This window comes from Ruegeria halocynthiae (assembly GCF_000743705.1).
GTDB lineage: Bacteria > Pseudomonadota > Alphaproteobacteria > Rhodobacterales > Rhodobacteraceae > Ruegeria > Ruegeria halocynthiae_B.
Map to the genome: position 1 here is coordinate 377727 of NZ_JQEZ01000004.1, position 20975 is coordinate 398701.

The 20975-nt window shown below is 59.3% G+C and carries 18 protein-coding genes and 1 pseudogene; 6 read left to right on the forward strand and 13 right to left on the reverse strand.

What is annotated here, in order from left to right:
* Positions 1-225: 225 nt before the first annotated feature.
* Entirely contained in the window at positions 226-1419 is a 1194-nt protein-coding gene (gene rlmN, locus JT51_RS16820) for a 23S rRNA (adenine(2503)-C(2))-methyltransferase RlmN (RefSeq protein WP_037315315.1), read from the reverse strand.
* A 504-nt stretch (positions 1420-1923) separates the two neighbouring features.
* Entirely contained in the window at positions 1924-2457 is a 534-nt protein-coding gene (locus tag JT51_RS16830; protein WP_037315319.1) for an invasion associated locus B family protein, read from the reverse strand.
* Positions 2458-2637: 180 nt separating this feature from the next.
* Between JT51_RS16830 and JT51_RS16835 the strand changes: the two genes are divergently transcribed.
* Positions 2638-3636 (forward strand): asparaginase, encoded by a 999-nt coding sequence (locus JT51_RS16835; RefSeq protein WP_037315322.1) that lies wholly within the window; start codon positions 2638-2640, stop codon positions 3634-3636.
* Between the two features lie 4 nt (positions 3637-3640).
* Here JT51_RS16835 and JT51_RS16840 read toward each other — a convergent pair whose 3' ends face one another.
* The 8 genes from JT51_RS16840 to hutI form a co-directional block, all read right to left on the reverse strand.
* Complete coding sequence (locus tag JT51_RS16840) at positions 3641-3961, reverse strand: YciI family protein (protein ID WP_037315324.1); 321 nt, start codon at positions 3959-3961, stop codon at positions 3641-3643.
* 22 nt (positions 3962-3983) lie between these two features.
* Entirely contained in the window at positions 3984-4412 is a 429-nt protein-coding gene (locus JT51_RS16845) for an SRPBCC family protein (RefSeq protein ID WP_037315326.1), read from the reverse strand.
* Positions 4400-4729: an ArsR/SmtB family transcription factor gene (locus tag JT51_RS16850; RefSeq protein ID WP_037315489.1), complete on the reverse strand. Its 330-nt coding sequence runs from the start codon at positions 4727-4729 to the stop codon at positions 4400-4402. Before JT51_RS16850 ends, JT51_RS16845 begins: the two co-directional genes overlap by 13 nt.
* A 46-nt stretch (positions 4730-4775) precedes the next feature.
* On the reverse strand, positions 4776-5654 hold the full coding sequence (gene serB, locus JT51_RS16855; RefSeq protein ID WP_037315329.1) for a phosphoserine phosphatase SerB: 879 nt from the start codon (positions 5652-5654) through the stop codon (positions 4776-4778).
* A gap of 73 nt (positions 5655-5727) precedes the next feature.
* Positions 5728-7410, reverse strand: a complete 1683-nt coding sequence (gene hutU, locus JT51_RS16860; protein ID WP_037315331.1) for a urocanate hydratase — start codon at positions 7408-7410, stop codon at positions 5728-5730.
* Complete coding sequence (hutG, locus tag JT51_RS16865; RefSeq protein ID WP_037315335.1) at positions 7407-8204, reverse strand: N-formylglutamate deformylase; 798 nt, start codon at positions 8202-8204, stop codon at positions 7407-7409. The genes hutU and hutG overlap by 4 nt, the downstream gene beginning before the upstream one ends.
* On the reverse strand, positions 8204-9739 hold the full coding sequence (gene hutH, locus JT51_RS16870) for a histidine ammonia-lyase (protein WP_037315338.1): 1536 nt from the start codon (positions 9737-9739) through the stop codon (positions 8204-8206). The genes hutG and hutH overlap by 1 nt, the downstream gene beginning before the upstream one ends.
* On the reverse strand, positions 9736-10944 hold the full coding sequence (gene hutI / locus JT51_RS16875) for an imidazolonepropionase (protein WP_037315341.1): 1209 nt from the start codon (positions 10942-10944) through the stop codon (positions 9736-9738). Before hutI ends, hutH begins: the two co-directional genes overlap by 4 nt.
* Positions 10945-11025: 81 nt before the next feature.
* Here hutI and JT51_RS16880 point away from each other — a divergent pair, with 81 nt between their 5' ends.
* The 3 genes from JT51_RS16880 to JT51_RS16890 all read left to right on the forward strand — a co-directional run bounded on the left by JT51_RS16880 (position 11026) and on the right by JT51_RS16890 (position 14723).
* Entirely contained in the window at positions 11026-12381 is a 1356-nt protein-coding gene (locus tag JT51_RS16880; RefSeq protein WP_037315343.1) for a formimidoylglutamate deiminase, read from the forward strand.
* Between the two features lie 27 nt (positions 12382-12408).
* Complete coding sequence (locus JT51_RS16885) at positions 12409-13113, forward strand: GntR family transcriptional regulator (protein WP_037315344.1); 705 nt, start codon at positions 12409-12411, stop codon at positions 13111-13113.
* Positions 13114-13205: 92 nt separating this feature from the next.
* Entirely contained in the window at positions 13206-14723 is a 1518-nt protein-coding gene (locus JT51_RS16890) for a malonate--CoA ligase (RefSeq protein WP_037315347.1), read from the forward strand.
* On the opposite strand, the gene JT51_RS16895 is transcribed toward JT51_RS16890, so the two are convergent.
* The 3 genes from JT51_RS16895 to JT51_RS16905 all read right to left on the reverse strand — a co-directional run bounded on the left by JT51_RS16895 (position 14710) and on the right by JT51_RS16905 (position 18417).
* The gene (locus JT51_RS16895) at positions 14710-15447 is read right to left on the reverse strand and encodes a metallophosphoesterase family protein (protein WP_037315350.1); all 738 of its coding nucleotides are present in this window, start codon (positions 15445-15447) and stop codon (positions 14710-14712) included. The genes JT51_RS16890 and JT51_RS16895 overlap by 14 nt on opposite strands.
* A 120-nt stretch (positions 15448-15567) precedes the next feature.
* A complete protein-coding gene (serA, locus tag JT51_RS16900; RefSeq protein ID WP_037315353.1) occupies positions 15568-17163 on the reverse strand; it encodes a phosphoglycerate dehydrogenase in 1596 nt (531 codons plus the stop codon).
* Between the two features lie 72 nt (positions 17164-17235).
* On the reverse strand, positions 17236-18417 hold the full coding sequence (locus tag JT51_RS16905; RefSeq protein WP_051927615.1) for a phosphoserine transaminase: 1182 nt from the start codon (positions 18415-18417) through the stop codon (positions 17236-17238).
* A gap of 544 nt (positions 18418-18961) precedes the next feature.
* Between JT51_RS16905 and JT51_RS16915 the strand changes: the two genes are divergently transcribed.
* Positions 18962-20143, forward strand: coding sequence for a YjbH domain-containing protein (locus JT51_RS16915; protein ID WP_051927616.1), 1182 nt, complete (start codon positions 18962-18964; stop codon positions 20141-20143).
* A 78-nt stretch (positions 20144-20221) separates the two neighbouring features.
* Positions 20222-20916: pseudogene (locus tag JT51_RS22285) on the forward strand (helix-turn-helix domain-containing protein); the annotation flags it as partial.
* Positions 20917-20975: the final 59 nt, after the last annotated feature.

Genomic DNA, 20975 nt, shown 5'->3' on the forward strand with positions numbered 1-20975 from the left:
CCCACCTGGTTCATAAGGTTCGCCTGAACGCCGCACGTCACGCATAAAATAAGATAGCGGCCCTGAACAAACGCGCCACAGCCAGAACACGGAATTCACCGCTTTGTGCGCAAGAGTGAAGCGCGCCGATCCGGCTTTGACCCCTAAAACATACCAAATTCTGAATGCAAAAAACAGCGGTCGAACATTAAATTATTGCCAACCGCCGCAAGACAACCGGCAAGTTCAGCTTTGATCTTGCAGCCCTGCTTCGGCCTCGATCTGTTTGCGTGACTTGCGGGCGCGCTCGGTGGCCGATTTCAATTGACCGCAGGCCGCCATGATATCCTCGCCCCGCGTCTTGCGGATGGGCGAGGCATAGCCCGCCTGATGGATGATTTTGGCAAACGCGTGGATACGGTTGTTTGAACTGCGCTTATACGGCGCGCCGGGCCATTCGTTGAACGGGATCAGATTGATCTTGGCCGCAATGTTGTGGCGCTTGATATGGTCGATCAGACGATGCGCATCTGCATCACTGTCATTGATCCCATCCAGCATGACGTATTCAAACGTGATCCGTTCGGAATTCGAAACTTTGGGATAGTTGGCCAACGCTTGCAACAGCTCTTCGATATTCCAGCGCTTGTTGATCGGCACCAGAAAGTCGCGGACCTCATCCGTGGTTGCATGGAACGAGATCGCCAGCAAACAGCCGATTTCATCGGCCGTGCGGGCAATTTCAGGCACCACGCCCGACGTCGACAGGGTAATGCGACGACGCGACAGGGAAATCCCTTCGGGATCCATCGCGATTTTCATCGCGTCACGGACGTTTTCAAAATTATACAGTGGCTCACCCATGCCCATCAGAACGATGTTCGACAGCAGACGGGTATCATCCGTACGCGTCCCCGGTACCGGCCATTCGTCAAGATCGTCGCGCGCCATCATCACCTGACCGACAATCTCGGCCGCCGTCAGATTGCGCACCAGTTTCTGCGTGCCCGTGTGGCAGAACGAACAGGTCAGCGTACACCCGACCTGAGACGAGATACACAGCGTGCCCCGGTCATCCTCGGGGATGTAAACAACCTCAACCTCGTGCCCGCCTGCGATGCGGACCAGATATTTGCGGGTGCCGTCCTCGGACACCTGACGGGTGATAACCTCGGGTATTTCGATGACGAAATTTTCTGCCAACTGCGCGCGGTAAGCTTTGGCCAGATTGGTCATCTCGGCGAAATCGCGGACGCCCCACTGATAGATCCATTGCCAGATTTGCCCGGTGCGCATCTTGGCCTGCTTTTCAGGCGTGCCATGGTCGATCAGCGCCGCGCGCAACTGATCGCGCGTCAAACCGACGAGGTTGATCTTACCCTCCGGCAGTTTGCGGGGGATGGTCATGACGTCCTGGGTGATCGGCGCTTTGGCTGACATAGCTTTTCTCGAAGGATTCTGGTTTGGGATGCGCCTCTATATAGGAATAGGCGCAAAGATCAAAAGGTTTCGGACAAATTCAACCTTCGAGCTCTGAAATCTTATCCGAATACGCGGCGTATCTATGAATCCCGGCATGGGCACCACGCGTTTTACGCCGTGCCCATACCCTGCGTTCAGAAGCAGTTGGGCGGCGTCAGATCTTTAACCGGATCTTCCGGGCCGCATTGCTCACCCGATATTGGATATGTGTCCGGGGCTTTTTCACATGCACTCAGAAAGCTGGCGCATACCATCATAAGGACTGCAACGCTCTTGTTCATCATCTCGTGACTCCTGTTTTTCTGCTGAACCAAGTAGTTCATATTCAGAAATTCCATACTTTGATGTGAATCAACTATTTCAATGTACGTGGCGTCACTTAGGCCAATAAGAATGACCGCCTGTTTGACACAAAAAACCCCGCCGGATTGGCGGGGTTGTTTGCATCACAGCGGGCTATCTTCAGTTCGTACAGCGCTTTTCGGCGTCTTCGATCGCTGCGGTGAACCCCAAAAGGGAAAACGTGTCCTTGGTTTGCGTCCCGCGTTCGGACCGGGCTGTCAAAACAGCTTCGGTGCCACGCCTCATGGCAGCAACCACCTTCAGGTCTTCGCCAGCCGTCGCAGGCCAGGCCCATTCGCCTTCGGTGATCAGTTCAAACTTGGTGCCGTCGATGTCCAGATTTACCGTCGACCCCGGTGCAAAAGGATACCCGCCGGTAAAGGTCACCTGACCTTTGACCTCGGCGTTGGGCCGATAGAACACGAACAGCAGAATGTCGCTGCGCCGGACGGATACAACCCGGCCACCGCGCGTGTTGACGGTTTCCTTGGGGGCTGAAACGCTCCAGCATTCGGTGGGATCATCTTCGACGAAAACGCTCCAATCCGTTTTTGCCGCCACTCGATTTGTGCTGGTCGCCTGTTGCGCAATTGCAGTTGTGGCCATTCCCGCCACACACAGGCCCGCGATCACGCGGACAAGCTTTGATCCCATTGTCCAGCCTCCTAGCTCGACCTATTACCTCATACCCATCGGAAATGCCTGCGAACTCTGCCGGTTCGTCTCAGGTAAGTTGCGCATCCCGATGATTGTCGACATACACACACTAACGCAGGTTTCGCCACAGGCGAAAGGGCGATTGGCAGAATTTTGCGCATGTAACGGAGGGTTCAGATGACACAACCAGTACCGATGACCGAACTGTGGCGCGGGCCATTGCTGGAAAGCCTGCATTTGGGCCATGCTGTCATCTGTGATGATACCGGCCAGATTGTGCAAAGCTGGGGCGATCCGAACGCGGTGATCTATCCCCGATCCTCGGCCAAAATGATCCAGGCACTGCCGTTGATCACATCCGGAGCGGCCGCAAAATACGGGTTGAATACGGAACATCTGGCGCTGGCCTGTGCCTCCCACAATGGGGCCGCCATTCACACCGATCGGGTGACGGCCTGGCTGGATCATCTGGGGCTGACCGAACATGATTTGCGCTGTGGTCCGCAAGAACCACAGGACATGGCCGCCCGCGACGGGCTGATCCTGGCCGATGACACGCCCTGCCAGATTCACAACAACTGTTCGGGCAAGCATTGCGGGTTTCTGGCGGTCGCGCAGCATATGGGTGCCGGGCCGGAATATCTTGAGATCGACCACCCCGTACAACAGGCTTGCCTGTCAGCTCTTGAGGAAACAACGGGCGAGACCAGCCCAGCCTATGGGATCGACGGCTGTTCGGCCCCGAACTTTGCCACATCGCTGGTTGGTTTGGCGCGGTCGATGGCTTGGTTTGCCTCGGCCGCCGACCGGTCGGATCGCGCCAGCGATGCAGCCCAGCAGCTAACCGCTGCAATGATGAAACACCCCGAACTGGTCGCGGGCGAAACCCGTGCCTGCACCGAATTGATGCGCGCCATGAAGGGCCGCGTTGCGATCAAGACCGGGGCCGAGGCGGTGTTCATCGCCATCATTCCGGAAAAACGCATGGGTGTGGCATTGAAAATCACCGATGGCACCACCCGCGCCAGCGAATGCGCCATTGCAGCCATTCTTGTCAGCCTTGGTGTGCTGGAGGCCGAACACCCGGCCACCCGCAAATTCATGAACGCCATCCAATACAGCCGCCGTGGGCTGGAATGCGGCGTGATCCGCCCTGTACCAGGTTTCCCCGGCTAAGGCATCACATCTCGATTTCGTGGACCTCAGCCACTTCGACCGAGCCTGACCCGTTCACCACCATGGGGCAGCCCTTGGCCATTTCGGTCGCGGCATCCATGCTGGCGGCCTTGACGACGGTAAAGCCCGAAGCCGGATTGGAACCGCCGTTATCGACGACACCGCCCGAGCTGACGGTATAGGACTGGCCCACCGGATTGCCGGGGATGTCCAGCGCGTCACCCATGTTCTGGAACCATGCGCCCCAGGCCGCCATGGTCGCTTCGACTTCGGCGGGGTCGGTTGGGGTGTTGCCGCCGTGATAGACAAACAGATATTGGGGCATTTCTTTCCTCCCTGATAAAGATCTATTGAAATTGCGCCTCAAGCTTGCGCAGCGATGAGGTCCAGCCGGTATTGTGGTTCGCGGCGATCTCATCATCGCCCAGATCGCGGTGATCCAGGATCAGCCGCGCGCAGTCACCCGCAGATTCGACAGTCAGCGTCACATGGCTTTCTGCGCCGCGCTGATCCTGATCGTCATGCCAGCCCCAGGTGAAGCCCACCGAATTTGGCGGGTCGATATGGGTCACCTGCCCCGAGACTTTGTATTTCTGGCCTTCCGCATTCTCCATGACCGAGTACCACGGCCCAAGGCGCGAAAAATCCAGATCATGCTCGGGCACATGCATCCCTTCCGGGCCCCACCACTGCAACAGCTTTGCGCCATCACTGATCCAGGCAAACAGATTTTCGGTGCTGGTCGGAAACTCACGTTCCAGTTTCAGTTCGGCCATGAATTTTCCCTTTCAATCAAGGCGTTCAAACGGTCCAGGCTGTTTTCCCAGAACTCCCGTTTCGAGATGGTCCACTCGGCAATCGCGCGCAGCCCGTCGGGCTGGACCGAATACATCCGCTGGCTGCCCTGTATCCGCTGTTGCACCAGCCCGGCCTCGCGCAGCACCTTCAGATGGCGCGAGATCGCAGCCCCCGACATCCCGCGCCCATCAATCAGGTCACCGGCGGGCAATTCCCCGTCCTGCATCAACTGCTCGACGATTGAGAATCGGGTGGCATCGGACAAGGCCGAAAATGTGGTCAGAAGCGTGTTCATGACCATTGTTTAACATTTTTGTTAAATGAAGGGAAGCCCCTTCAGATCAGACCTCGACAAAGGCCGTGCGGGCATATCCCTGAAGGTACAATAGCGCCGTCAGATCACCGTAATTGATTCGAATGTCGCATTTCTCGGCGACCGAAGGTTTGGCGTGCAGCGCGACACCGGTTCCGGCCCGGTCCAACATGCCCAGATCATTGGCGCCATCGCCAACAGCGATGACATCAGCCTCGGACAGGCCCAACCGTTTGGTGATCTGCTCCAGTGCATCGACCTTGGCCTGACGCCCCAGAATGGGGTGCTGCACCTCTCCAGTCAGCACACCGTTTTCGGCCAACAGCGTATTGGCCCGGTTCTCGTCAAAGCCAAGCTGTGCGGCCACATTGGCGGTAAAGGCAGTGAACCCGCCCGAGACCAGCGCCGCGTACCCGCCGTTCACCCGCATGGTTGCAACCAGCTCTCTGCCGCCCGGCATCAACGTGATGCGGTCGGCCAGAACCTTGTCGATCACCGTCTCGGACAAGCCCTTCAACAGGCCGACCCGCTCGGTCAACGCGCCTTCAAAGTCCAGCTCGCCATTCATCGCCCGCGCGGTGATGCCCTTGACCCGATCCCCGACACCGGCTTCATCGGCCAGTTCGTCGATGCATTCCTGCTGGATCATCGTGCTGTCCATATCGGCCAACAGCATCAACTTGCGGCGTCCGGCAACTGGCTGCACGATCAGATCCACACCCAGAAGTTGCAACTCGGCCCACACGTCCCAGCGATTGCCCGGCATCTCGGGGAATTTGAACTGCGCGGCCTCGTCCGGGCTGAGCCAGACCATATCACCGCCGCCCCACGCATTGCACAGCGACTCGACAAGGGCCTCTTCCAGCGACGGCGCGGTTGGGTTGGTCAGCAAAGTTGCAACGTACATCTTTCAATCTCCCGCATGCTTACATGCGCATATCGCAGGTGCAGCATTTTCGCCAGAGACAGTTTGCGGCGACCTATCCAAGAATTCCCGGCAAGCGCAGCCCGTGTTCCCGGGCGCAGTCCCTTGCAATGTCATATCCCGCATCCGCATGGCGCCACACGCCCGAGGCCGGATCGTTCCACAGAACCCGCTCCAACCGCCGCGCGGCGTCTTCGGTACCATCGGCACAGATCACCACGCCCGCGTGCTGGCTGAATCCCATCCCCACACCGCCACCGTGATGCAGCGACACCCAGGTCGCACCGCTGGCAGTGTTGATCAGCGCGTTCAGCAACGGCCAGTCCGACACCGCATCGGACCCGTCCAGCATCGCCTCAGTCTCGCGGTTCGGGCTGGCGACCGAGCCTGAATCCAAGTGATCCCGGCCGATGACCACCGGGGCCTTCAGCTCGCCACTGGCGACCATCTCGTTAAAAGCCAGCCCAGCACGGTGACGATCCCCCAGCCCGATCCAGCAGATGCGGGCCGGCAAGCCCTGAAATGCAATCCGCTCTGACGCCATATCAAGCCAGCGATGCAGGTGTTCGTTTTCCGGAAACAGTTCCTTCATCTTGGCGTCGGTCTTATGAATGTCCTCGGGGTCGCCTGACAGGGCGCACCAGCGGAACGGGCCAATACCCTTGCAGAACAGCGGGCGGATATAGGCGGGCACGAATCCGGGAAAGGCAAAGGCGTTTTCCAGCCCCTCATCCTGCGCCACCTGCCGGATGTTGTTGCCATAGTCCAGCGTCGGGACACCCGCGTTCGAGAAATCGACCATTGCGGCGACATGCTGTTTCATCGACGCGCGTGCGGCTTTTTCCACTGATTTAGGGTCTGTTTCACGCTGTTCCCGCCACTGCGCCATCGACCAACCCAGCGGCAGATAGCCGTTGATCGGATCATGCGCGCTGGTTTGGTCAGTGACAATGTCGGGGCGCATCCCGCCAGCTTGCATCCGGGCATAGATTTCGGGAAAAACCTCAGCCGCATTGCCCAGCAGGCCGACGGATTTCGCCTCACCCGCCTTGGTCCATCGGTCGATCATCGCAAGCGCCTCGTCCAGCGTCTCGGCTTTTTCGTCCAGATATTTGGTGCGCAGGCGGAATTCTATGCTGTCAGGGTTGCACTCTACCGCCAGACAGCAAGCCCCGGCGAACACCGCCGCCAGCGGCTGTGCGCCACCCATACCGCCCAAGCCCCCGGTCAGAATCCATTTGCCGGTCAGATCGCCGCCATAGTGTTGACGCCCCGCCTCGGCAAAGGTTTCATAGGTGCCCTGAACGATGCCCTGTGTGCCGATGTATATCCATGACCCGGCGGTCATCTGGCCGTACATCATCAGGCCCTTCTTATCCAATTCGTTGAAATGATCCCAAGTCGCCCAATGGGGCACAAGGTTCGAATTCGCAATCAGCACACGCGGCGCGTCCCTATGCGTTCGGATGATCGCAACCGGCTTGCCCGACTGGACGATCAGAGTCTCATCCGCCTCCAAATCCTTCAAACCGGCGACAATAGTGTCGAAATCCTTCCACGTGCGGGCCGCGCGACCGATGCCGCCATAGACCACCAGTTCATGCGGGTTTTCGGCCACATCGGGATGCAGGTTATTCATCAGCATCCGCAGCGGGGCCTCGGTCAACCAGCTTTTGGCAGTCAGTTCGGGGCCTGTCGGAGGATAGATGTCGCGGGTGTTCTTGCGAGGGTCGGTCATGGCACAAGCTCCAATGCGGTGTCTTGGATGGCATCCAGAATATCGCGCAGCCAACGTCGCAGACGGTTGGCTTTCGCGTTGTCATAGGCCCACGGGGCGGCTTCGGTCGTCAGATAGGTGGATTGCGCCAGTTCCATCTGTATGGCGTGTATGCCTTCGGCCGGGCGGCCATAGTGGCGCGTGGTCCAGCCACCCCGAAAACGTCCGTTCAGGACAGTGCTATAGGGCGACGAAGCAGCAATTTCTTGCGCAATAGACTCGAATTTCGATGCGCAAGTCACACCGCCGTTTGTCCCGATGTTCATGTCGGGCAGCGTACCACCGAACAGGAACGGAATGCGGCTGCGGATCGAATGGCAATCGAACAGAATGGCCACGCCGTGACGTGCCTTGACGCGTTGCAACTCCTCGGCCAGCGCAGCGTGATAGGGCGCGTGAAAGGCTTGGCAGCGCTGGACGGTGTCGGCCTGTGAGGGTTCCTGTCCACTGCGCCAGATCGGTTGCCCATCAAAATCGGTCAGCGGCACCAGCGTCGTCGTGTTCTGCCCGGGATATAGGGAGACACCTTCAGGATCGCGATTGGCATCGATCACATAGCGATGGATATGCGATTGAACCACGGTCACATTATCCAAAAGCCCATGATAGAGCCTGTTTATGTGCCAATCTGTGTCCGCCAACGCGCGCCCGGTGGAATTCAGATGGGCGATAATGTTATCTGGCACGAATGTCCCGCCATGGGGTTGCCCCAGCACGATGGGGCCTTCCCCGCGCTGTATGCTGACCGCCTGCATCACGCCAGTTCCGGCATCGGCGTGTCGACGGCCTGCAGGATTGCGCCTTCGGCGACGAGACGCTTGGCCAGTTCCAGATCCGGGGCCAGATAGCGATCCTCGGCCAGGGTCGCGATGTCGGCCCGCAACCTGGCAATGACCCGCTGCAAGGGGCCACTGGTGGTCAGAGGCGCGCGGAATTCGACGCCTTGCGCGGCGCACAAAAGTTCGACCCCAAGGATGTAATTCAGGTTCTCGACCATCCGGGTCAGACGTCGCGCACCGTGGGCCGCCATCGAGACGTGATCCTCTTGATTGGCCGAGGTTGGCGTGCTGTCGGTCACGCAGGGATTGGCGAGGTGCTTGTTCTCGCTCATCAGCGCGGCTGTGGTCACCTCGGCGATCATCAGGCCCGAGTTCAGCCCCGGATCGGGCGTCAGAAAGGGCGGCAGATCAAAGCTCAGCGTCGGGTCCACCATCAGTGCGATGCGGCGTTGCGCGATAGCACCGATTTCGGACAGGGCCAGCGCGATCATGTCAGCGGCAAACCCCACCGGTTCGGCGTGGAAATTCCCGCCCGAGACAATTGCATCGGCGTCCACCAGAACAAGCGGGTTATCCGTGGCCGCGTTGGCCTCAACCTCAAGCGTCACAGCTGCTTGCCGCAAGACGTCCAACGCGGCCCCGGTGACCTGCGGCTGGCAGCGAATGCAATACGGGTCCTGCACGCGCGTATCGCCATCCCGGTGGCTTTCCCTGATGTCCGACCCTGCCAGTGCAGTGCGCATGGCGATGGCGGCCTCAATCTGGCCGCGATGACCGCGCAGGGCGTGAATTTCTGGTTGCAAGGGGGCCGTGGACCCCATGATCGCATCCGTCGACAGCGCGGAAATCATCAGGGCGCTTTGCGCGGCGCGCCATCCTTCGAACAGACCGGCCAGCGCAAATGCCGTCGAAAATTGCGTACCGTTTATGAAAGCCAATCCTTCTTTTGGTCCTAGCTCGACAGGCTCTAATCCGGCGGACTTCAGCGCTTTGCGACCTGAAAGGACGACGCCGTCCACCTCGGCTTCGCCCTCGCCAATGATTACGGCGGTCATATGGGCCAGCGGCGCCAGATCGCCGGATGCCCCGACCGACCCCTGCGCCGGGATGACAGGGGTTACGCCGCGCGCCAGCATCTGTTGCAGCAGGTCGATCAGCGCCCACCGGACACCAGAGGCCCCCCGCCCAAAGGACAAAAGTTTAAGTGTCATCATCAACCGGGTTACCTGACGCGGTATGGCCGGGCCGACACCACAACAATGACTGAGGATCAGGTTTCGTTGCAGGGTGGACGTATCCTTTGCGTCGATCTTGTGACTGGCCAGCTTGCCGAATCCGGTATTGACGCCATAAACGGGCGCGTCACCAGCGGCGGCGGACAAAATCCGTTCGGCGGCGGTTTCGACCGCCTGCCGACACCCGTTGTCCAAAGAAACTGCCCTCTGATGCCAATAGACCTCGGCCAATTGCGACAGGGATACCCGCCCCGGAACAAGCGAAAGGGCTGTCATCCCTGACCTCCGAAAATTCGTTTGTGAAGGGGGTTGTAACCGATGCGATAGGACAGCTCGGCCGCGTGTTCGACATCCCAGATGGCAAGGTCCGCCCGCTGACCCGGCGCTATGGTGCCCGCATCCGTCAGACCCAAGGCCCGCGCCGCGTTCCGGGTGACACCGGCCAGCGCCTCTTCGGGGGTCAGGCGAAACAACGTGCACCCCATGTTCAGGGTCAGCAACAGTGACGTCATCGGAGATGACCCGGGATTGCAATCCGTCGCCAGCGCCATGAGCACCTGATGTTGCCGCAACAGATCAACGGGCGGCGCCTGAGTTTCGCGCAGCGTATAGAACGCGCCGGGCAACAGGACCGCGACGGTTCCGGCACGCGCCATGGCGGCTGCTCCTTCGGCGTCCAGATACTCGATATGGTCCGCAGACAAAGCCCCGTAAGACGCCGCAAGCCGCGCCCCGCCCAGATTCGACAACTGTTCCGCGTGCAGTTTGACTGGCAAGCCCAGCTCAGCGGCCACATCAAAGACCTGCGCGATCTGGGTTGGGTTGAACGCGATCCCTTCGCAAAACCCGTCCACAGCATCCACCAGACCCTGTGCATGGGCTTCACGCAGGGCTGGGATGCAGATTTCAGCGATATAAGCATCGGGCTGCGCCGCGAATTCGGGCGGCACGGCATGCGCGCCCAGAAAGCTGGTCTTGACCCGCACCGGACGCATTTCACCTATCCGGCGCGCGACACGCAACATTTTCAATTCGGTCTCGGTATCCAGCCCGTACCCTGATTTCACCTCAAGACAGGTGACGCCCTCGGCAATCAACGCATCCACGCGCTGCAATGCGTCTGACAAAAGCGCGTCTTCGCTTGCCGATCGCGTGGCGTTGACCGTGGACAGGATGCCGCCGCCCGCGCGCGCGACTTCTTCGTAAGTTGCACCATTGAGGCGCATCTCGAACTCGGCCGCGCGATTGCCGCCAAAAACCACATGCGTATGCGCATCAATCAGCCCCGGCGTGATCAGCCGGTCGCCATAATCCTGGGCCGGCCAATCCGCATATTCGGCAGGCAAAGCCGACCGAGCGCCAACCCAGACAATGTCTGAACCGTCCACTGCGATGGCCGCATCACGATACAGGCCATAGGCCGTACCTCCAGCTGCCATTGTTGCCACCTGCGCGCTGAAAAGGACCGATTTTTCCGTCATGGCGATTCTTTTGGACTCCCCTCACTTTGTATTTTTTCGTATACGGGTAAAAATTTAAAGTCTACACAAAATGGATGCAACATGTCGGTTCACGCAAAAACGGCCTTGTTAGGGGCTGAATGGGTCAGCAACCTGCGGGTGGAAATCGACGGGGGGATCATTCGCCGCGTGCAAAAAGACACTGCCGCAGCAACCGGGGACGCCCAAGTTGACGTGTTGCTGCCTGCGTTGGGAAACCTGCACAGCCATACCTTTCAACGGGCTATGGCGGGTATGACCGAAACCCGCACCGTCGGACGCGAGAGCTTTTGGACATGGCGCACCCTGATGTACCGGTTTCTGGAACGGCTGACGCCAGAACAGATCCAGGCAATTGCGGCGCTGGCTTTCATGGAAATGCAAGAGGCCGGGTTCGCCGCCGTCGGAGAGTTCCATTATGTCCACCACCAGCCCGGCGGCGCGCCCTATGATCACCTGTCAGAGCTGAGCCAACGCATATTTGCCGCTGTCGGCCAAACCGGGATTGGCCTGACCCATCTGCCCGTTCTGTACACATACGGCGGCACTGGGCAGGGCGCATTGGCGGGTGGGCAGATGCGGTTCGGCAATGCTGTGAACCGATTTCTGAAGCTGGTCGAAGAGTGCCGCGCCACCCTTCCCCATGCGGATTCCGTGGTGGGGATTGCGCCGCATTCCTTACGGGCAACATCACCTGATGATTTGCGCCTGGTTCTGCAGGCCGCGCCGACCGGGCCGGTGCATATTCACATTGCCGAACAGATCAAAGAGGTCACGGACGTTCAGGCCACACTGGGCCAGCGACCGGTCAGCTGGTTGCTGGACAATGCGGACGTCAATGCGCGTTGGTGCCTGATACATGCAACACATATGACTGATGCGGAAACACGCAGGCTGGCCCACTCTGGCGCAGTCGCCGGGCTGTGCCCGATCACCGAGGCGAATCTGGGTGACGGTATCTTTAACGGGCCTGTCTATACCGCCGAAGGTGGCCGGTTTGGCGTGGGATCAGACTCTAATATCAGGATTTCAATGTCTGAAGAACTGCGCCTGCTGGAATACTCACAACGTCTGCGGGATCAATCGCGCGCGATCATGGTCCGGGGCGAAGGGTCGGTGGGTCACGCGCTTTACACCAACGCCGCGCAGGGCGGTGCCCAGGCCCTTGGGCGTGATGCGGGTCAGATTGCCGTCGGCAAGCTGGCCGATCTGGTGGCCGTGGATCGAACCCACCCGACGCTCTGCGCCCTGACTGACGATCAATTGTTGGACGGGCTGTGTTTCGCAGCGCCCGATCAGGTGGTGACGGACCTGTGGTCCGCTGGGCGGCATATGGTGCAGCGCGGTCGCCACATCGCCCGCGGCCAGATCATCCCCGCCTATCGCGCAGCGGTTGCCGACCTTCTGACCGACGTTTAGAGAACCCCTCTCAACCCCCGAGGACACATGACTCAACCGACCGAAAACACCAGTTACAAGGACATCAAGCAAACCGTGTTGGCACGCATCCGCTCGGGTGAATTGCAACCGGACTCTCTGTTGCCAAACGAAGAGAAGCTTGCTGTCGAATTCTCGTGCACGCGCACCACCGTGAACCGTGCCCTGCGGGAACTGGCGGACGAAGGGTTTCTGGAACGTCGGCGCAAGGCGGGCACGCGCGTTCTCAGCGCGCCACAGCGGCAGGCGCGTTTCACCATCCCCATGGTCCGCGATGAGGTCGAGGCGTTAGGCGGCACTTACCGTTATGCGCTGATCTCTGCGGCCTCACAAACCGCGCCAGAGTGGCTGAGCGCACGTCTGGCCCTGTCGCCGGGGCAAAGCGTGATGCACGTGCGCTGTATGCATTTCAATGGCAACACGCCGTTTCAGTACGAAGACCGCTGGATCGTGATCGACAGCGTTCCGCAGGTAAAACAGGCTGATTTCTCGCAAACTGGCCCAAATGAATGGCTGATCCAGACTGTTCCCTTCACCAATGTCGAACTGAGTTTTCTGGCCAGCCGGGCCGATGCAACCGTGGCCGGATTTCTGGATGTGTCACAGGGTGAACCGATCTTTACCGGCGAGCGCATTACATGGTTGCAGGGCCAGCCTGTGACATTTGCCAAGATGTATTTTGCCGCCGGATACCGCATGACCACCCAATTCTGAGCCTATGCGCAATTTCTGCGCGCAAGGGCTTTACCCCCCACGCGTTCCAAGACAGATTCAGTTCCAACAACCCGGTGCGAAGGAAAAAGGGAATGGGCAACCCGCTCTATGATCGCTTGTTTGGCATTCACGCGGGCAAGGACACCCCGTTTCTGCACCTGCCTGACGGGCAGACCCTGACACATGCCGCCTTTCTGGATCAGGCCGCACAGATTGCCAACGCCCTGAACGGATTTGAGCTTGAACCCGGCGACCGGGTGGCCGTTCAGGTGGAAAAATCGCCCGAGGCCTTGGCGCTGTATGCCGCCTGTGCGCAGACCGGGTTGATCTTCTTGCCGCTGAACACCGGCTATACCACCGCTGAACTGAGCTATTTCATCGAAAACAGCGGCGCCGCGCTGGTGGTCTGTGACGCCGCGAAGGAAAAGGGGCTTGCCCCCGTCGCCGCGGCGCAAAACGCCCGGTTAGAGACTTTGAACGCCAATGGCACAGGCAGTCTGATGCGTCGGGCATTGGGGATGTTGCCCGCGTTCGAGCCGGTCCGCCGGTCCGAGGATGATCTGGCCGCATTCCTTTACACCTCGGGCACGACGGGGCGATCCAAAGGCGCGATGCTGACGCAGGAAAACCTGCTGTCGAATGCGCAGACGCTGGTGCAAGAGTGGCGGTTCACGCAGGATGACGTTCTGCTGCACGCGCTGCCGATCTTTCACACCCACGGGCTGTTTGTGGCCACAAATGTGGTGCTGGCCTCGGGCGGGTCGATGATCTTTCTGCCGAAACTCGATCTGGACGACATGCTGCGCCTGATGCCGCAGGCCACGTCGATGATGGGGGTGCCGACCTTTTACACACGCCTGCTGGGCGATGACCGGTTCACCGGCGATCTGGCGCAGCACATGCGACTGTTCATCTCAGGCTCGGCGCCATTGCTGACCGAAACCCACGAACGGTTTCAGGGCCGCACCGGCCATCGCATTCTGGAACGTTATGGCATGACCGAAACCAATATGAGCACCTCGAACCCTTATGACGGCGAACGTCGCGCGGGGACGGTGGGGTTCCCCCTGCCGGATGTCGAATTGAAGGTTACAGACCCTGATACTGGCGAAACGCTGCCGCAGGGTGAGATCGGCATGATCGAGGTACGCGGCCCGAACGTGTTTCAGGGCTATTGGCAGATGCCCGAGAAAACAGCCGCCGAACTGCGTGAGGACGGCTTTTTTATCACCGGCGATCTGGGGCGCATGGATCAGGACGGCTATGTCCATATCGTCGGGCGGGGCAAAGACCTGATCATCTCGGGTGGTTACAATATCTATCCCAAAGAGGTCGAATTGGTGCTGGATGACCAGCCCGGCGTGCTTGAAAGCGCGGTGATTGGCGTGCCGCATCCGGATTTTGGCGAAACCGTTCTGGGCCTTCTGGTGGCAGAAACCGGCCAGAAACCGGACCCCGAGGCCATTCTGGCCAATGTGCAAAACACGCTGGCCCGGTTCAAACATCCGCGCAAGCTGATCATGTTGGACGAGTTGCCCCGCAACACTATGGGCAAGGTTCAGAAAAACGTGCTGCGTGACCGCTTTAAGGACCTGTTCACGACGGGCTAGGTGTCAGCGGCACCCGCCCTGCCCCGGTCAGCAGCCAACAGTCCTGGCCTTCGAAAACAGCCGTGGCCAGCGGCCGACCATAACCCGCACCTGCATCCAGATTGACGCGGTTGCCGCAATGTTCGGCCCGGTCGACCGGTGTGTGCCCATGCACAACCAGCCAGGGGTGTTGGCCGGAATCCCCTAGAAATTCTTGCCGTATCCAAATCAGATCATCCTCGGACTGTTGCGGCAATGGAATACCGGGGCGGATGCCCGCGTGGACGAACAGCAAATCACCTTCCTGATGATAGGTCGGCAAAGCATTGATAAAGTCCAGATGCGTGGGCGGTACAGCGGCGCAGGCGCGTTCGTGGACCTGATAAATGCGGTCATTGTCCGTGACCTCAACGCCGTAAGACGCCAGCGTGTCTTGGCCACCCAACCGGGGATTCAGCCAGTTCAAAGTGATCGGCAGCTGCTTATCCGCGATCTCGCACTCCTGCACGAACCGCACCATCATTCGGTCGTGATTGCCTTTGACCGTGACCCAGTTGCGACCTGCGCGCTGGCCAGCGATCAACAGGTCCAGAACCCCACGGCTATCAGGCCCCCGGTCCACATAATCACCCAGAAACACCACGCGGGCGTCCGGCCCACCGTCCTGTTCGATCAGGTGCAGCGCGTCTTCCAGCATCGCAAGTTGGCCGTGAATGTCGCCGACGGCATAAATAGGGGATGTCATGAAATATCCTCAGGCAAAAAGCATACCTTGCTTGTGGCGTGAATTTTGCATCGGGAAAAGAAAATACCCACGCCAAGGGCGGCGCGGGTACAATTTGTCTCAGGTAATCAACGCAGCCGCTCAGGCGACGTCGAAGGCCAGCGGTTTGATCTGCGTGAACAGCCCGGTTTCCGCCAGTTTGGCCTGCGCCTCGGCCGGAACCGGTTCGTCCACATACAGCAGGGCAATCGCCTCACCGCCTGCCTCGGACCGGCCAAGGGTAAAGTTGGCGATGTTCACGCTGCTCTCACCCATGGTCTGACCCAGCGTGCCGATGATGCCCGGCACGTCTTCGTTGGTGGTGTAAAGCATATGCGCGCCCACTTCGGCGTCGATATTGATGCCTTTGATCTGGATGAAGCGCGGCTTGCCGTCGCTGAACACGGTGCCCCCGATCGAGCGTTCGCGCTTTTCGGTCACAACCGTCACCTTGATGTACCCTTCGAACACCCCGGTTTTGTCCTGATTGGTGGTCGAGATCTGAATGCCCCGCTCTTTCGCCACAACCGGGGCCGAGACCATGTTCACCTCGGGGTTGAACTTTTTCATGATCCCCGCCACGACCGAGCAGTTCAGCGCCGCCAGATTCATATCCGCCGCAACACCGTCATACAGGATGTTGATCGCCTTGATCGGCTCATCCGTCATCTGGCCGATAAAGCTGCCGAGGTGACCGGCCAGCTTGATCCATGGCCCCATGACCTTGGCCTCTTCGGCGGTGACGCTGGGCATGTTCAACGCGTTTTCCACCGCACCGGTCAGCAGATAGTTCGAGATCTGCTCCGCCACCTGCAGCGCCACGTTTTCCTGCGCTTCGGTGGTGGCCGCGCCAAGGTGCGGGGTGCAGACCACGTTGGGCAGATTGAACAGCGCGTTTTCCTTGGCGGGTTCTTCGCTGAACACGTCAAAAGCGGCACCGGCGACGTGACCCGATTGCAGCATCTCGGCCAGCGCGGCCTCATCCACCAGACCACCGCGGGCACAGTTGACGATACGCACGCCCTTTTTGGTCTTGGCCAGATTCTCACGGCTCAGAACGTTGCGGGTCTGATCGGTCAACGGCACGTGCAGGGTGATGAAATCAGCGCGTGCCAGCAGCTCATCCAGTTCGACCTTTTCCACGCCCATCTTGGCGGCTTTTTCCTCGCCCAGATAAGGGTCATAAGCGACCACTTTCATTTTCAGGCCCAGCGCGCGTTCGCAAACGATACCGCCGATATTGCCCGCGCCGATCACGCCCAGCGTCTTGTTGGTCAGCTCGATCCCCATGAACTTGGACTTTTCCCACTTGCCTTCATGGGTCGAGGCGCTGGCCTCAGGGATTTGCCGCGCCACGGCGAACATCATCGCAATCGCGTGTTCGGCGGTGGTGATCATGTTACCGAACGGCGTGTTCATCACGATCACGCCTTTTTTCGAGGCCGCGTCCTTGTCGACATTGTCAGTACCAATGCCCGCACGGCCGATAACCTTCAGCTTGTCCGCTGTTTCCAGCAAGGTCGGCGTGACCTTGGTGGCGGACCGGATCGCAAGGCCGTCATACTGACCAATCACCTCGGCCAGTTTGTCCTTGTCTTTACCCAGATCGGGCATGAAATCCACGTCGATGCCGCGATCACGGAAAATCTGCACGGCGGTTTCGCTGAGCTTGTCAGATACGAGTACTTTGGGAGCCATTTTTGTGGTCCTTGAATATGAGGAGATGTCCGGGCCTCAGGCGGCCCAGAATTTTCGTCGAAAATTCTTCGCTCAGGCCGCTGCCGTCTGCGCGGCGATCTCGGCCTCAAAGGCCCAGGCCAGCCAGGGCAGCATCGCCGCGACATCTGCGGTTTCGACCGTGCCACCGCACCAGATGCGCAGACCCGCAGGCGCGTCGCGATAGGCCCCGATGTCCAGTGCGATTTTCTCGGCCTCCAGCCGCTTGGCCACAGCCTTGGCGAAAGTCGCGCCGTCCTGAATACGGGCATCGGTGAACTTCAGGCACACGGATGTGTTCGACTGCGTCGCCGCATCTTCGGCCAGATTGGCGATCCAGTCATTCTGGTCACAGAACGCATGTACCGCACCGGCGTTGGCGTCCGCACGGGCGATCAGCCCTTTCAGGCCGCCGACCGAACGCGCCCAATCCAGCGCAAACAGGTAATCTTCGACCGCCAGCATCGACGGCGTGTTGATCGTGGCACCGGTAAAGATACCGTCGATCAGCTTGCCGCCTTTGGTCAGGCGGAAAATCTTGGGCAAAGGCCATGCGGGGGTGTAGCTTTCCAGTCGTTCCACCGCGCGGGGGCTCAGGATCAGCATCCCGTGCGCCGCTTCGCCGCCCAGAACCTTTTGCCAGCTGAAGGTGGTTACATCCAGCTTGTCCCAGGGCAGATCCATCGCAAAGGCCGCCGAAGTCGCATCGCAGATCGTCAGACCCTGACGGTCATCGGCGATCCAGTCGCCATTGGGCACCCGCACACCCGAGGTGGTACCGTTCCAGGTGAAGACCACATCGTTGGCGAAATCGACCGACGCCAGATCAACGATCTGACCGTAATCGGCGGTTTTCACGTCGGCGTCGATCTTCAGCTGTTTGACCACATCGGTGACCCAACCAGCGCCAAAGCTCTCCCAGGCCAGCATCTCGACCTTGCGTTCGCCCAGCAGCGACCACAGCGCCATTTCAACCGCGCCGGTGTCCGAGGCGGGAACGATGCCGATCTTGTAATCCGCCGGAATGCCCAGCACCTCACGCGTGCCTTCGATCGCGGCTTTCAGCTTGTCCTTGCCGACAGCAGCCCGGTGCGAACGACCTAGCGCGGCATCAGCCAGTTTGGTCAGATCAAATGTGGGGGGTTTGGCGCAGGGGCCCGAGGAAAAACGCGGATTCGCCGGTCGCAGATCAGGTTTGCGCGCGGCGTCGCGCGACGCCGTTTTTTCGATAGTCATGTGTATTATCCTTCCAGATACACGCCCCTCGTTGGGGAGGGGTGTCCCACCGTCAGACCTATTTTCCCTGAAACGCGCCTGCAAGCGGGAAAGACTATTTATCGGCTGAAAACGACACACGCGCCCGTGCCAATCCGGAGCGCAGGTTTCCGATAGTCACAATTCTTGCACAACGGAAACTCAACGACGTTCGATTTTGCGCGCAATTGGCTTGGGATTCCAAAGGGTCGCTGCTGGCGTTGGCGGCGCGACGATCGCCGCCCGGAAAACAGAGGGCATCAGGGCGGTTGCGCGACTAAAAGCCACCCTCGCCGATGCTGCGACATCGGCTGAGACGTTTCCCAGGACTCCCTTCTTTCAGGTGTCACAGAAATGGTTTAAGGGGCACGCAAACGGGCGAATTCGCCATATACGGGAATAAGCGTCTTTGACGTAGCGGGTGGCAAGACCTTCGATTGATACGCGGGTATGGGGCCTTCGGGGCGAACAGGCAGTGAAATAACCAACAATGAACCGAGCAGGACCAAGCAAGCGGACAAGTCTGATGGCGATGGCTGTTGCCATCGCCCCGACGGTGCTGAATGCGCAGACCGTTTCAACCTATGGTACGCCCGGTTTGCTTGAAATCCCGACGGCTGAAATGTTCGAGGACGGCACGCTTGCCTTCACAGCCGCCGCCTTTGACAAAACGCTGCGCACCACGATGACCTTCCAGATGCTGCCCTGGGTCCATGGCAGTTTTCGCTATTCGGTGATTGACGGTTTTGATGGCGACATCGGCAGCCGTTACGACCGCAGTTTCGATCTCCATTTCCGGCTGCGCGAGGAAAGCAGGCTCGCCCCGGCACTGGTGCTGGGGCTGCGGGATTTCGGCGGCACCGGGGTTTATGCGGCTGAATATCTTGTTGCCACCAAGACGTATCGGGACCGGTTCAAACTGACCGGAGGTATCGGCTGGGGCCGTCTGGCGGGGCGCGGCAGTTTTTCCAACCCTCTGGGCGTTTTCAGCAAGCGTTTTGACAAACGCGAAGATGCAAATGCCGGCGGTATTTCAGAAACCGGTCAGTTGGATTTCGGCAACTGGTTTCAGGGTGATGCAGCCTTCTTTGGCGGCGGTAGCTGGCAGTACAACGACCGCCTGACATTTATGGCGGAATATTCACCCGATCTGTACACGCAGGAACGCAACCGCGTCGGTTTCGATGTCAAATCCCCGATCAACGTGGGCGCACAGTATAAGTTTCGCAACGGGTCTCAGCTGACCGCATCTTATCTGTATGGAACCACGTTCGGGGTGACCTACAGCTATTTCATTGACCCGCGTAAAACCGTGGCACCGGGCGGGCAAGGCGACGCGCCGCCACCTTTGAAAGCGCAAGGTCAGGTGGCCGCGGGTCAAGACCACCAGGATGTTCGGCAGGGTTTGCAAGCTGCCCTGGATCAACAAGGCCTGCGTCTGGTTTATCTCAGGAACCAAGGCAGTACCGCGCAGGTGGGCATCGAAAACGCCACCTACGGTCAGGCGGCGCAGGCTATTGGGCGAACAGCCCGCGTGTTGGCCAACCAAGAGCCCGCCGAAATCAAGGACTTTGACATCGCGCTGATGTCTGACGGCGTCCCGCTGAGTTCTGTGCGCGTCAACCGGGACGATCTGTACGAGCTGGAACATGATCCGGACGCGGCCTGGCGCAGCTTTGCCCGCGCCAATATCTCGGACACTGTTTGACGTCAGCACCTGTGGGACAGATTTGAGGATTTGAACAACGGAGGATTTCTGGTTCATCGTAACCGTCAAGGAGTGAAGATGAACAAGAAATCCGGAACCAGCAAAGCTTCGGCTACCAAGTTGGTCAAAACCATCCGCCGCAAGACGCGGCAAACCTATTCGGCGGAGGAGAAGATCCGCATTGTTTTGGCGGGTCTTCGTGGTGAGGAAAGCATCTCGGCACTGTGTCGGCGCGAGGGCATTTCTGAGAGCCTGTATTACAGCTGGTCAAAGGAGTTCCTCGAAGCCGGGAAACGCCGTCTGTCTGGCGATACAGCCCGGCAAGCGACGTCGCCTGAAGTGAAGGAGCTTCGATCCGAGGCGACGGCACTGAAGGAATGCGTCGCCGATCTGACCCTTGAAAACCGCCTGCTCAAAAAAAGCATGACAGGGGCTGGGGAGTTCGAGGAATGAGATACCCTGCCTCTGAGAAACTGGAGATCATCCGCACCGTTGAGGGGTCCCATCTGCCCACCAAGCAGACCCTGGACATGCTGGGCATCCCCCGCACGACATTTTATCGTTGGTATGATCGCTATGTCGAAGGCGGCTTTGATGCCCTGGCGGATCGCTCACCTTGCCCAAAGTCTGTCTGGAACCGCATTCCACAAGCTAGGCGGGATGATCTGATCGAGTTTGCGTTGGAACATGAGGTGTTAACGACACGGGAGCTGGCGGTCAAATAGACCGAAGAACAGCGGTATTTTATTTATGCACAATCTGCTTATAGATTGTGAAAGGCAGCTGATCTGAGTAACGAACCAGACTACGTCGTGAACAAGGCAGCCGACGA

Bases quoted from the DNA above. Each gene is read 5' to 3' on its own strand.
- JT51_RS16885 (WP_037315344.1), top strand. From the start codon at position 12,409: ATGACTCAACCGACCGAAAACACCAGTTACAAGGACATCAAGCAAACC.
- hutH (WP_037315338.1), bottom strand. From the start codon at position 9,739: ATGACAGCCCTTTCGCTTGTTCCGGGGCGGGTATCCCTGTCGCAATTG.
- hutU (WP_037315331.1), bottom strand. From the start codon at position 7,410: ATGACCGACCCTCGCAAGAACACCCGCGACATCTATCCTCCGACAGGC.
- hutI (WP_037315341.1), bottom strand. From the start codon at position 10,944: ATGACGGAAAAATCGGTCCTTTTCAGCGCGCAGGTGGCAACAATGGCA.
- rlmN (WP_037315315.1), bottom strand. From the start codon at position 1,419: ATGTCAGCCAAAGCGCCGATCACCCAGGACGTCATGACCATCCCCCGC.
- JT51_RS16905 (WP_051927615.1), bottom strand. From the start codon at position 18,417: ATGACTATCGAAAAAACGGCGTCGCGCGACGCCGCGCGCAAACCTGAT.
- JT51_RS16850 (WP_037315489.1), bottom strand. From the start codon at position 4,729: ATGAACACGCTTCTGACCACATTTTCGGCCTTGTCCGATGCCACCCGA.
- serB (WP_037315329.1), bottom strand. From the start codon at position 5,654: ATGTACGTTGCAACTTTGCTGACCAACCCAACCGCGCCGTCGCTGGAA.
- JT51_RS16880 (WP_037315343.1), top strand. From the start codon at position 11,026: ATGTCGGTTCACGCAAAAACGGCCTTGTTAGGGGCTGAATGGGTCAGC.
- JT51_RS16890 (WP_037315347.1), top strand. From the start codon at position 13,206: ATGGGCAACCCGCTCTATGATCGCTTGTTTGGCATTCACGCGGGCAAG.
- JT51_RS16845 (WP_037315326.1), bottom strand. From the start codon at position 4,412: ATGGCCGAACTGAAACTGGAACGTGAGTTTCCGACCAGCACCGAAAAT.
- JT51_RS16835 (WP_037315322.1), top strand. From the start codon at position 2,638: ATGACACAACCAGTACCGATGACCGAACTGTGGCGCGGGCCATTGCTG.
- JT51_RS16895 (WP_037315350.1), bottom strand. From the start codon at position 15,447: ATGACATCCCCTATTTATGCCGTCGGCGACATTCACGGCCAACTTGCG.
- hutG (WP_037315335.1), bottom strand. From the start codon at position 8,204: ATGCAGGCGGTCAGCATACAGCGCGGGGAAGGCCCCATCGTGCTGGGG.
- JT51_RS16840 (WP_037315324.1), bottom strand. From the start codon at position 3,961: ATGCCCCAATATCTGTTTGTCTATCACGGCGGCAACACCCCAACCGAC.
- serA (WP_037315353.1), bottom strand. From the start codon at position 17,163: ATGGCTCCCAAAGTACTCGTATCTGACAAGCTCAGCGAAACCGCCGTG.
- JT51_RS16915 (WP_051927616.1), top strand. From the start codon at position 18,962: ATGGCGATGGCTGTTGCCATCGCCCCGACGGTGCTGAATGCGCAGACC.
- JT51_RS16830 (WP_037315319.1), bottom strand. From the start codon at position 2,457: ATGGGATCAAAGCTTGTCCGCGTGATCGCGGGCCTGTGTGTGGCGGGA.